This is a genomic window from Alphaproteobacteria bacterium, assembly GCA_019695395.1.
Classification (GTDB): Bacteria; Pseudomonadota; Alphaproteobacteria; order JAEUKQ01; family JAIBAD01; genus JAIBAD01.
Genome location: JAIBAD010000049.1, coordinates 1 through 11,841 on the forward strand (window position 1 = coordinate 1; position 11,841 = coordinate 11,841).

12 protein-coding genes are annotated in these 11,841 nt (G+C 37.3%); 9 read left to right on the forward strand and 3 right to left on the reverse strand.

Annotated elements, in window-relative coordinates; all coding sequences use genetic code 11:
• From K1X44_07895 to K1X44_07935, 9 genes are all read left to right on the forward strand, one after another.
• Positions 1-214, forward strand: a 214-nt coding sequence (locus tag K1X44_07895) for a hypothetical protein (protein ID MBX7147214.1), incomplete at its 5' end; no start/stop codon positions are given.
• A 31-nt stretch (positions 215-245) separates the two neighbouring features.
• Entirely contained in the window at positions 246-1,472 is a 1,227-nt protein-coding gene (gene odhB / locus K1X44_07900; GenBank protein ID MBX7147215.1) for a 2-oxoglutarate dehydrogenase complex dihydrolipoyllysine-residue succinyltransferase, read from the forward strand.
• 17 nt (positions 1,473-1,489) lie between these two features.
• Complete coding sequence (lpdA, locus tag K1X44_07905) at positions 1,490-2,899, forward strand: dihydrolipoyl dehydrogenase (protein ID MBX7147216.1); 1,410 nt, start codon at positions 1,490-1,492, stop codon at positions 2,897-2,899.
• Positions 2,900-3,023: 124 nt separating this feature from the next.
• Positions 3,024-3,596, forward strand: coding sequence for an ATP synthase F1 subunit delta (gene atpH, locus K1X44_07910; GenBank protein MBX7147217.1), 573 nt, complete (start codon positions 3,024-3,026; stop codon positions 3,594-3,596).
• Positions 3,597-3,599: 3 nt separating this feature from the next.
• Positions 3,600-5,129: a F0F1 ATP synthase subunit alpha gene (gene atpA, locus K1X44_07915; protein ID MBX7147218.1), complete on the forward strand. Its 1,530-nt coding sequence runs from the start codon at positions 3,600-3,602 to the stop codon at positions 5,127-5,129.
• 15 nt (positions 5,130-5,144) lie between these two features.
• Complete coding sequence (locus K1X44_07920; protein ID MBX7147219.1) at positions 5,145-6,038, forward strand: F0F1 ATP synthase subunit gamma; 894 nt, start codon at positions 5,145-5,147, stop codon at positions 6,036-6,038.
• 36 nt (positions 6,039-6,074) lie between these two features.
• The gene (atpD, locus tag K1X44_07925; GenBank protein MBX7147220.1) at positions 6,075-7,502 is read left to right on the forward strand and encodes a F0F1 ATP synthase subunit beta; all 1,428 of its coding nucleotides are present in this window, start codon (positions 6,075-6,077) and stop codon (positions 7,500-7,502) included.
• Between the two features lie 20 nt (positions 7,503-7,522).
• Positions 7,523-7,933, forward strand: coding sequence for an ATP synthase F1 subunit epsilon (atpC, locus tag K1X44_07930; GenBank protein MBX7147221.1), 411 nt, complete (start codon positions 7,523-7,525; stop codon positions 7,931-7,933).
• 88 nt (positions 7,934-8,021) lie between these two features.
• Positions 8,022-8,840: an acyl-ACP desaturase gene (locus K1X44_07935; protein MBX7147222.1), complete on the forward strand. Its 819-nt coding sequence runs from the start codon at positions 8,022-8,024 to the stop codon at positions 8,838-8,840.
• Between the two features lie 61 nt (positions 8,841-8,901).
• Here K1X44_07935 and K1X44_07940 read toward each other — a convergent pair whose 3' ends face one another.
• The 3 genes from K1X44_07940 to K1X44_07950 all read right to left on the reverse strand — a co-directional run.
• Entirely contained in the window at positions 8,902-9,378 is a 477-nt protein-coding gene (locus K1X44_07940) for an RNA pyrophosphohydrolase (GenBank protein MBX7147223.1), read from the reverse strand.
• Positions 9,379-9,390: 12 nt separating this feature from the next.
• Positions 9,391-10,785, reverse strand: a complete 1,395-nt coding sequence (locus K1X44_07945; GenBank protein MBX7147224.1) for a S41 family peptidase — start codon at positions 10,783-10,785, stop codon at positions 9,391-9,393.
• Between the two features lie 19 nt (positions 10,786-10,804).
• On the reverse strand, positions 10,805-11,841 hold a 1,037-nt coding region (locus tag K1X44_07950; GenBank protein MBX7147225.1), incomplete at its 5' end, for a peptidoglycan DD-metalloendopeptidase family protein.

Below are 11,841 nucleotides of genomic sequence, written 5' to 3' on the forward strand. Positions count from 1 at the left end.
TTGCCAAGAAGAACCCAAAAATATGGGGGCCTGGGGATTTGTTGCCCCCTTGATTGAAGAATTGATGGCAAAACTTAAAATGAAACAAGATAAATTAATTTATATTGGACGTCCTGCAGCAGCGGCACCCGCAACCGGGCTTTGGAAACGTCATGTGCTTGAACAAAATTTAATTGTCCAATCTGCGCTCTCTCTAGAGGGTCAAAAAAAATAATCATGGTAGATAAGTTTAAAAGGATATAATCATGGCAACATCAATTATCGTTCCAGTTATGGGTGAATCAGTCACAGAAGCCACAATCGCAAAATGGCTTAAATCTGAAGGTGATATGGTTGCGGTGGATGAACCTTTGGTTGAATTGGAAACGGATAAAATTACACTTGAAGTGCCAGCACCTGAAGCAGGTGTTTTATCAGAAATAAAAGTAAAAGCCGGTGATGTTGTCGAAGTGGGCGCAGTTCTTGGAACAATTGATGCAAAAGCAATGCCTAAAAAAACAAATACCTCCCAAAAAGATCAAAAACAATCTTCGGCAGAAGTTAATGCGAAGGTTCAGGCAGCTCAACCACAAAAAAATAATGGTGGGCAAGCAGCACTTTCTCCTGCAGTTCGTAAAATCGTTGAAGAAAAACAACTTGATCCTAAAAATATAGCTGGTACTGGAAAAGATGGCCGTTTAACAAAAGGTGATCTGTTAAACGTCTCTAATATATCTTCACAAAATTTTGTCCCTTCTTCACAATCTAGGCAAAATATTTCTAAACAAATGGGACGTGAGCAAGAACGCGTACCCATGACAAGATTACGCAAAAAAATTGCAGAACGGCTTAAAATGGCCCAAAATAATGCGGCAATTTTAACAACTTTTAATGAAGTTGATATGACACAAATCATGGCCATACGTGCACGTTATAAAGACGTTTTTGAAAAAAAACGTCAAATTAAACTTGGTTTTATGTCTTTTTTTGTTAAATCTTGTTTGGTCGCTTTAAAAGAATTTCCCATGGTTAATGCAGAAATAGATGGGGATGATATTGTCTATAAAAATTTTTATGATATTGGTGTTGCCGTTGGTACAGAACAAGGACTTGTTGTGCCAATTATTCGTGATGCTGATCAGAAAAGTTTTGCTGATCTTGAAATGATTATTGCCGAATTTGGAACCAAAGCACGTGAAGGAAAGCTTACGCTTGAAGAATTAACAGGTGGCACCTTTACTATTAGTAATGGGGGGGTGTATGGATCATTGATGTCAACGCCTATTCTCAATCCACCTCAATCCGGTATTTTGGGTATGCATAAAACAATGATGCGGCCTATGGCGATTGATGGTAAGGTTGAAATTAGACCTATGATGTATGTGGCTTTGTCTTATGATCATCGCATTGTTGATGGGCGTGAAGCGGTTTCTTTCTTGGTACGTGTCAAAGAATGTTTAGAAGATCCCCAAAGATTACTGCTGGATCTTTAAAATAAAGGAATTTAATTTTGGTTAAAAAGAATTTTGATGTTGTTATTATTGGTGGTGGCCCGGGGGGGTATGTTGCAGCTTTGCGGGCTGGCCAATTGGGCATGAATGTTGCATGTATTGAAAAACGTGGCAAACTTGGCGGTACATGTTTAAATGTTGGATGTATACCTTCAAAAGCGCTTTTGCATGTATCAGAAAAATTTGAAAGTCTATCCCATCTTGTGCCGGAACATGGGATTAAAGTCGATAAGGTTAGTTTTGACCTGGGCCTCATGATGAAGCACAAGGACAAGATTGTCGATACCCTTACCAAAGGGATCGAAGGTTTATTTAAAAAAAATAAAGTTGACTATATTAAAGGTGAAGCTGAATTATTGGGAGAGGGAAAAATATCCGTCCAAGATAGCGATAAACAAATTTCCATTTATCAAGCGGCTCACATTATTATTGCAACGGGATCCGTACCTGTTTCACTGCCTAATATTGATTTTGATGAAAAGCGCATTCTTTCATCTACGGGGGCGTTGTCTTTGAAAGATGTACCCAAAGATTTATTGGTAATTGGGGCTGGGTATATTGGTTTAGAAATGGCATCTGTATGGCGCCGGTTGGGAAGCAATGTTACAGTTGTTGAATATTTTGATGGTATTCTGCCCTCGATCGATAGAGAGCTTGCCAAAAATTTTCAACGTATTTTAGAAAAACAGGGATTAAATTTTAAGTTAAAGAATAAAATTACATCAATTGAACAGACAGCAAAATCATTAACTGCTATTCTTCAATCTGCAGATGGACAAACAACAGAAAAATTTAAAACAGATGCAATTTTGGTTGCTGTCGGACGTAAACCTTATACCCAAGGTTTGGGGTTAGAAAAATTGGGTGTCAAATTAGATCCTAAAGGTTTTATTGACATTGATCTCTATTATCATACCAATGTGCCAGGCCTTTATGCTATTGGGGATGTTGTCAAAGGACCCATGCTTGCCCACAAAGCAGAAGAAGAAGGTATTGCCTTAGTTGAACGATTGGCAGGTCAAGCAGGGCATGTTAATTATGATACAGTTCCCTCTATTATTTATACATTTCCAGAGCTTGCAAGTGTTGGTAAAACTGAAGAAGAATTAACAGCAATGGGTATTTCTTATAAAGTGGGGAAATTCCCTTTCAGTGCAAATAGTAGGGCAAGAACAAATAATATTAGCGAAGGATTTGTTAAAATTATAGCAGATGCTACTACAGATAAATTATTGGGGGCCCATATTATAGGACCTGAGGCTGGAACTTTAATTCATGAATGTGTGATGATTATGGAATTTGGTGGATCTGCCGAAGATTTGGCCCGTAGTTTTCATGCGCATCCCACACTTAATGAAGCTGTTAAAGAAGCGGCATTAAATGTTTTAGGTCATGCCTTGCATATATAATGCAATGAAACTATAAAGAGAGAACAATTTTCTCTATAAAAGTTGCAACTAATTTTTAACTATGCTAGAAGGCCAATCTTAAGATTGGTGAGAATCTATTGAGGCTGTAGGGGAATCAAAAAACGTGCACAATGTAAGTGATAGTAAAAATGTAAGTGATAGTAAACTTGAAGCAAGATATGCCAAAGCTATTTTGGATCTTGCCGAAGAAAACCATAAAGTTGATCAAGTTGCTGAAGAATTTAAAATTTGGGCTCAAGCTATACATGACGATGATATTGCCAAAAAACTTTTACATAATCCAACGTTGGATCAAAAAGCACAAAATCAAATTGTGGATGCACTTTTTTCTTCTCTAAAAACAAGTGATTTAGTTAAAAACTCTATTCGATTAATTATTAAAAATGGTCGTTTTTCTTTATTACCCAAAATTATTCAAGCTTTCTTTAATTTTTTAGATTTTCAAAAAAATATTTTAAAAGTTGAAATTACGTCAGCAATACCGTTAGATGATGATCATAAACAAAAAATAAAAGATATATTATCAAAAAAAATGGGAAAAAATATTGATCTTCAAGCCAAAACAGATCAAAATTTAATCGCGGGGTTTGTTGTACGTCTTGGTAGCCAAATGATTGATAACTCTTTAAAATCACAATTATTAAAATTACAATTTGCTATGAAAGGAAATGGTTAAAAAATGGATATTAATGCTGCTGAAATTTCGGCTATTTTAAAACAGCAAATTAATAATTTTAATACAAGTTCAGATGTGGCTGAAATTGGTCAAGTGCTTTCTGTTGGGGATGGTGTTGCCCGTGTTTATGGTCTTGATAATGTGCAAGCTGGTGAAATGGTTGAATTTGCTGATGGTACCAAAGGAATGGCTTTAAATCTTGAAGCAGATAATGTCGGGGTTGTGTTATTTGGTGATGATAAAACCATTAAAGAAGGGGACATTGTTAAACGTACAGGTGCGATTATTGATGTGCCTGTTGGTAAGGGCTTATTAGGCCGTGTGGTTGATTCATTAGGTAACCCTATTGATGGTAAGGGACCCTTAAAAGATGTAAAACGCCAAAGGGTTGAAGTTAAAGCCCCTGGTATTATCCCAAGACGTTCTGTGCATGAACCTATGCAAACAGGACTTAAAGCTATTGATAGTTTGGTTCCTGTGGGGCGTGGTCAGCGTGAATTAATTATTGGGGATCGTCAAACTGGTAAAACAGCAGTTGCTATTGATACAATTATTAATCAAAAAAATACTAATAATAGCAATGATGATAAACAAAAACTTTTTTGTATTTATGTTGCGGTTGGGCAGAAACGGTCGACAGTTGCCCAAATTGTTAAACAATTAGAAGATTCAGGTGCGCTGGACTATACAATTATTGTAGCAGCAACAGCATCTGAGGCAGCTCCCCTTCAATTTTTGGCTCCTTATGCCGGATGTGCAATGGGGGAATTTTTCCGTGATAATGGAATGCATGCTGTTATTATTTATGATGATCTTTCCAAGCAAGCTGTTGCATACCGTCAAATGTCGTTGCTTTTAAGACGCCCCCCAGGACGTGAAGCATATCCAGGGGATGTGTTTTATCTTCATTCCAGACTTTTGGAACGTGCGGCTAAAATGAATGAGAAAAGTGGGTCTGGATCTTTAACCGCGTTACCAATCATTGAAACACAAGCGGGTGACGTATCGGCCTATATTCCAACGAACGTTATTTCGATTACCGATGGTCAGATTTTTCTTGAAACCGGACTTTTTTATAAAGGTATTCGCCCTGCTATTAACGTTGGTATTTCAGTCAGCCGGGTTGGTTCAGCTGCTCAAATTAAGGCCATGAAGCAAGTTGCGGGTCGTATTAAATTAGAACTTGCCCAATTTCGTGAAATGGAAGCTTTTGCCCAATTTGCATCTGACCTTGATCCTGCAACCCAAAAACTGTTGGCACGTGGTGCACGTTTGACCCAACTTTTGAAACAAGATCAATTTAAACCAATGCCTGTGGAAGAACAAGTTGTGTCAATTTTTACAGGGGTACGTGGTTATCTTGATACAGTGAAAACAGAAGACGTTAATCGCTTTGAAGCTTCATTGCTTGCAGAAATTAGGAACAAACATAAAGATATTCTTGACTCTATCCGGGAGAAAAAAGAATTAATCCCCGATACAGAAAACCGTCTTAAAACTGTGCTCGATAGTTTTGTTAAAATTTTTGCCTAATTAAAAGAAGAAATTATGCCCAGTCTTAAGGATCTTAAGCTTAGAATTAATAGCGTCAAATCAACGCAAAAAATTACATCCGCCATGAAAATGGTGGCGGCTGCAAAATTAAGACGCGCCCAAGAACATGCGGAAGCTGGCCGTCCTTATGCAGAACGGATGGAACATATTTTAGCCAATCTTGGTGCGAAGGCACAAAAAGATACAGCGCCAAAACTTTTGGTTGGAAGTGGATTGGATACGACCCATTTGCTTGTTGTGATGACATCGGACCGTGGATTATGTGGGGGCTTTAACTCGTCGATTATTAAGATTACGAGAAAACATATTCATGATCTTCAAAGTCAAGGCAAAAAAGTTAAAATTCTTTGCGTGGGGCGTAAAGGGCGTGACCAATTGCGCCGGGATTTTGGGTCTTTAATTATTGATACAATCGAAGATGTTGCCAAACCAAAATTAACTTTCGAGGTTGCCGAAAAACTAGCCTATAAAATTAAAAAAGCTTTTGAGGCTCATGAATTTGATGTTTGTACGTTAATTTACAATAAATTTAAATCGGTTATTAGCCAAATTGTTACCTTGCAACAATTAATCCCATTTATTTCATCTGATACATTAAAAATATCATCTAAAGAAACAGAATCTTCTGACGCGCAAATTTATGATTATGAACCTGATGAAGATCAAGTTTTGGAAACGTTACTTCCATTAAATTTGGCTGTTCAATTATTCCGCGGTCTTTTAGAAAGTGGGGCCAGTGAACAGGGTGCGCGTATGTCTGCTATGGATAATGCAACCCGCAATGCAGGTGACATGATTAATCGTTTAACCATACATTATAATCGTACACGCCAAGCTTATATTACGAAAGAGCTTATAGAAATTATTTCAGGCGCAGAAGCTGTTTAAGAAAAGATATCTTATTATTTAATTTAAGGAGTTATTATGGCAGATCAACTAAGGGGTAAAATCACACAAATATTAGGTGCGGTTATTGACGTGCAATTTGATGATGGAAAATTGCCCCCCATATTAAATGCATTAGAGGTTGATAACCAAGGTAAAACTTTGATCCTTGAGGTGGCCCAACATTTAGGTGAAAATATTATCCGTGCGATCGCCATGGATTCAACCGATGGTTTGGTACGCGGTATGCCTGTTAAAGATAAAGGTACAGCAATTTCTGTGCCCGTTGGTCCTGCAACATTAGGACGTATTATCAATGTGATAGGGGAACCTATTGATGAACGTGGTCCTATTGATACAAAAACATTTCTTCCTATTCACCGTCCAGCACCTGTTTTTGCCGAACAATCAACCGAGGTTGAAATTTTGGTGACGGGTATTAAGGTTATTGATCTTTTGGCCCCTTATGCTAAAGGGGGTAAAATTGGTCTCTTTGGTGGTGCAGGGGTTGGTAAAACAGTTTTGATTCAAGAATTGATTAATAACGTTGCAAAAGCACATGGGGGATTTTCTGTATTTGCTGGTGTGGGCGAACGTACCCGTGAAGGAAATGATCTTTATCATGAATTTATTGAATCAGGTGTTATTAAACTTGATGGTCCGGGATCCAAGGCAGCTTTGGTTTATGGTCAAATGAATGAACCACCTGGGGCCCGCGCACGTGTGGCTTTATCAGGTTTGACCTTGGCTGAATATTTTCGTGACGAAGAAGGCCAAGATGTGCTTTTCTTTGTTGATAATATTTTCCGCTTTACCCAAGCAGGGTCTGAAGTGTCAGCGTTATTGGGTCGTATTCCATCAGCGGTGGGATATCAACCAACCCTAGCCACCGAAATGGGAACCTTACAAGAAAGAATTACAACAACTAAAAAAGGATCGATTACTTCTGTGCAAGCTATTTATGTGCCTGCTGACGATTTGACCGATCCTGCACCTGCAACTTCTTTTGCGCATTTGGATGCGACAACAGTATTATCAAGACAGATTGCTGAGCTTGGGATTTATCCTGCGGTTGATCCCTTAGATTCAACCAGCCGTATTTTGGATCCAAGAATTGTTGGGGATGAGCATTATACAGTTGCCCGTCAAGTTCAAAAAGTTTTACAAACCTATAAATCTCTTCAAGATATTATTGCGATTTTGGGTATGGATGAATTATCGGAAGATGATAAATTAGTGGTCTCGAGAGCTAGAAAAATCCAACGTTTCTTATCCCAACCTTTCCACGTGGCGGAAGTCTTTACCAACACCCCTGGTGTGCTTGTCAGTTTGGAGGATACTATCAAAGGATTTAAAGGTATTGTATCTGGTGATTATGATGATTTACCTGAATCAGCGTTTTATATGGTTGGAACCATTCAAGAAGTTGTTGATAAAGCAAGAAAAATGGCAGCTGAGGCAGCATAGGATATAATAAAGGAAATATCATGGAAACTATGCATGTAGAAATTGTGACACCCGAACAATTATTGGCAACAGAAACTGTTGATATGGTTGTTCTGCCTGGGGTCGATGGTGATTTTGCAGTTGCTCATGGTCATAGTGCCCTTATTGCTGCGTTGCGCCCTGGTTTAGTTATTTTTTATAAAAATGGTGTTCATATAAAGCGTTTATTTATTGATCAAGGGATTAGTGAAATAACCCCAACAATGTGCCGCATTTTGGTAAGCCAAGCAGTTGATTTAAATAATTTAACCGCAGGTGATCTTGATCAAAAAATTAAAGATCTGAAAGATGAGATTAAAGTTTCACAAAATAAAGAAGAGCAAGAAATATTAACCCATAAATTAACTTTTGTGGAATCACAGCTTGTATCTTTATCCAATACTATTTATTAAAAATACCAGTACTTTAATTAAAAATAATTGACTTTTTCTTTAATTTTCTTAGAAAATTATTTTAAGATATAAAGATTTTAAAGGAATAATTTCTGTGAAACATTGGACCCTTGATGATATACCATGGCATAGATTTGACCCTAGCAAAATTAATCCTGATATTATCAATGTGATTAAAGCTGCCTCGGTCGTGGAGGCTAATGGCAAGGATTATGGGCTGTATCTTTGTAATGTTTTTCATGATGATCCAGAATTTCAAGATGTTGCAAAAAAATGGGCGATTGAGGAAGTGCAACATGGGGAAGCCTTAGCCAAATGGGCACATATGGCAGATCCAGATTTTATTTTTGATCAATCTTTTGATAAATTTATTAAAGGATATCAAATTCCTGTAACCCAAACCCAATCTGTACGGGGCAGTCGTTGTGGTGAATTGGTTGCCCGCTGCATTGTTGAAACAGGAACAAGTTCTTATTATACCGCATTAATGGAATCAACAGAAGAACCTGTGTTAAAAGAAATTTGCCGTCGGATAGCTGCCGATGAATTACGCCATTATAAATTATTTTATAGTTATTTAAATAAATATTTAGAGAAAGAAAGAATAGGAACGTTAAAGCGTCTTTCGATTGCCTTAACACGTATTTTTGAATCCGAAGATGATGAATTAGCCTACGCATATTATGCGACAAATGAAAAGAATAATGCAATATATCAACGTGCTTATTATACAGAAGCCTATGCCAAAAGAGCTTATTCTTTTTATCAAACCCATCACATTGATAAAGTGATGGCCATGGTTTTTAAAGCAATTGGATTAAAACCTTATGGATGGATTTACAAAATATGCAAACCTATTGCGCATACATTATTTCATTACAGAAGCTGGAAAGCCGCCCGTTCTTAAGGTAAAATTTTTGCTCTATCTGGCAAAAATATATTTTGAAAATAATTCAAGGAAATAAAATCTATAAAAATTGATTAAACTCTTTAACAAGATTTTGATAAAGGTTTTTTTTGAAAGGTACAATTAAATCAGGTGTTTGATGTAAATCAACCCATTGCCATGCTTTAAATTCTGGGGATGATGTATGAATGTTAATTTCACCATCTTGGCCTAAAAATTTAAAAGCAAACCATTTTTGCTTTTGCCCCTTAAAACGTCCCTGCCAAAGTTTAGGAATTAAATCCTGGGGTAAGTCGTAATAATACCAATCTTTACTTTCATAAAGAAACGCCGCATTTTTTGTACCAATTTCTTCAATCATTTCCCGCCATGCGGCATCAACGGGATGTTCATCTTTATCAATGCCCCCTTGGGGCATTTGCCATGCATCACTTGGCATATCAAAGCGTTGGCCTACAAAAACTTGTTTCTTGATATTAAAAAGAATAATACCAACGCCTAACCGATATGGTAATTTTTCCAAATTAACTACCATCATATTGCGTGATGTTTAATTGCTTTTATTAGCAAGTTTGTTTTGGAATAAATTTAACCCTTCCAATAAATCAACAGCCCGCATGAGTTGATAATCATCTTCAAGCTTAATTTCTGTAGATGATGAAGAAGCTTTCGGATTTTTATCACTTGGTACAGCTGTTTTTAATGCATCTGGATTAGTTTTACCAGCTGCATCTATAGGTTCTGTTTTCGGGGTTGTAGAATTTTTAAGAGCTTCTGGTGTTAAGCCATTTGGATTATTTAACGCTCCACGTAAACTTGCCTCATGACGTTCCTTATTGGGGTCACCCAAAGATTCAATACGTGCTTGTTCAACCTTAATATCGGGTTCAATTCCTGTAAGCTGGATGGAACGCCCTGATGGGGTATAATAACGTTGGGTGGTTAAACGTATGGCCCCGTGCCCTGGTATAGGAATAATATTTTGAACAGATCCTTTCCCAAAGCTTTTTGTTCCCATAATAACAGCGCGTTGATGATCTTGAAGAGCACCTGCAACAATTTCTGAAGCGGATGCGGATCCATCATTAATTAATACAACTAAGGGTAATCCATTTAAAAGATCACCTGCTTTGGCGTTATAGCGATCTGATTGTTGGGGGTCACGACCACGGGTTGATACAATTTCACCTTTATCAAGGAATGTGTCACTAACAGAAATGGCTTGATCCAATAAACCCCCAGGGTTGTTTCGTAAATCAAGAACCAAACCTTTAAGCTTCCCTTTTGTATCATCTTGGATTTTTTTAAGCGCAGAGGTAAGGCCAGGTGTACTTTGTTCGGTAAAGCTCGTTAATCGCACATAGCCAATATCACCATTATAAATATTTGATCGCACAGATTGAATTTTAATTGAAGCGCGAACTAAATTCAGATCGAAAGGATCTTGGTCCCCGCGTTTAATCGTAAGAGTAACTTTAGAATCAACAGGGCCCCGTAATTTTTCAACGGCATCCTTTAAGGTTAATCCATAAATATCTTCTTTATTAATGCTAATGATTAAATCACCAGGCTGCACACCAGCACGGGCCGCTGGGGTGTCATCAATGGGGGAAATAACTTTAACAATTCCATTTTCCATTGAAACTTCGATACCCAACCCACCAAATTCCCCGCGGGTTTGAATTTGCATATCTTTATAATCTTTTTCGGTCAAATAGCTGGAATGAGGATCAAGAGAAGAAAGCATTCCATCAATAGCAGCTTGAACAAGTTTATCATCACCTGGTTCTTCGACATATTGGGCACGTATTTTTTCAAAAACATCACCAAAAAGATTTAACTGTTGATAGGTGGTATCATTATTATTTTTTTGTTGGGCAATAGCTATTAAAGAAAAAACAGGGCTTAATAAAAAGGCTAAAAAGAATATGCGTATTTTAAACATGCTATTTTACTCTATACAATTAATTGTTGCTTGTAATTAACCAAGGTAACGGATCTAGGGGGTTCCCATCAAGTCTAATTTCAAAATAAAGTGATGGGATGTTATTTTCTGTTTGGTCCATGGATCCCACAGGTTCACCTTCTAAGAGCCATTGCCCAACCTCGGCATCAATATGGGATAGGCCTGCAAGTAAACTGTGATATCCACGACCATGTTCAATAATCAAAATTTCTCCATAACTTCGAAAAGGACCACGAAATTTAACCTGCCCATCAAAAGGGGCAATAATTTGGGCACCTGGCCTTGTTTGAATAATAGTTCCTCTTGAAGTTTCGCCAGATGGCAATGTATCGCCGTATTTCAGTATAATTTGTCCTGTTGCTGGCATCAACAGACTATTTTTCTTGGTTGGGAATAATTTAAGATTTTTGGGTTTAATAAAACGTAAATCATTGAATGACGGTAAAGCGTCACTTGCTCTCGAATTTTGTGGATTTAAAGCTTCAAGAGAAGCCTGCTCCTTATTAGGTTGATTATCTGGGATGGGTTGTTTTTTTTGATTTTGGTCAATAGTAAAATCCAAAGGTGAAGGAGAAAGTTCAGTTAAGTTTGATAAAAGCTCCCGAAGATCACGGGCACTTTGGGCCAATTTTGAACTTTGTTCATTTAATTTTTTTTGTTCTGCTGAAGATTGAATAGTTAGATTTTTTTGAAGATTAATTAATTCTGCTACACGATTCTCAAATTTTTTAAGATTTTGCCCTTCTTCCGCTAATGTTGCTTGATGCTGGTTAATTTGTGTACGAAGGGCCTGTAATTCCGCAAGCTCATTTTGTAACTCTGCCGCCCTTTTTTTAATTGTGGGGATCACAACTTGTAGAAGAAGCCCAGTATGCACAATATCAACGGGTGCGCGATCACTTAAAAAAAAGGATTCAATAGGCTGAAGAGAGAGACGCTGTAACGCTTTTAAGGTTTGGGTTAATTGATTTTGCTGAATACCCAATTCTTTGATTTTGTTGCTTTCAGTTATAGTTAATTGTTTTAATTTTGTCT

What these genes read in the sequence shown, in the direction of transcription:
- K1X44_07945 (MBX7147224.1), bottom strand. Translation starts at nt 10,785, where the DNA reads ATGTTTAAAATACGCATATTCTTTTTAGCCTTTTTATTAAGCCCTGTT.
- atpA (MBX7147218.1), top strand. Translation starts at nt 3,600, where the DNA reads ATGGATATTAATGCTGCTGAAATTTCGGCTATTTTAAAACAGCAAATT.
- odhB (MBX7147215.1), top strand. Translation starts at nt 246, where the DNA reads ATGGCAACATCAATTATCGTTCCAGTTATGGGTGAATCAGTCACAGAA.
- atpC (MBX7147221.1), top strand. Translation starts at nt 7,523, where the DNA reads ATGGAAACTATGCATGTAGAAATTGTGACACCCGAACAATTATTGGCA.
- atpD (MBX7147220.1), top strand. Translation starts at nt 6,075, where the DNA reads ATGGCAGATCAACTAAGGGGTAAAATCACACAAATATTAGGTGCGGTT.
- K1X44_07940 (MBX7147223.1), bottom strand. Translation starts at nt 9,378, where the DNA reads ATGATGGTAGTTAATTTGGAAAAATTACCATATCGGTTAGGCGTTGGT.
- K1X44_07920 (MBX7147219.1), top strand. Translation starts at nt 5,145, where the DNA reads ATGCCCAGTCTTAAGGATCTTAAGCTTAGAATTAATAGCGTCAAATCA.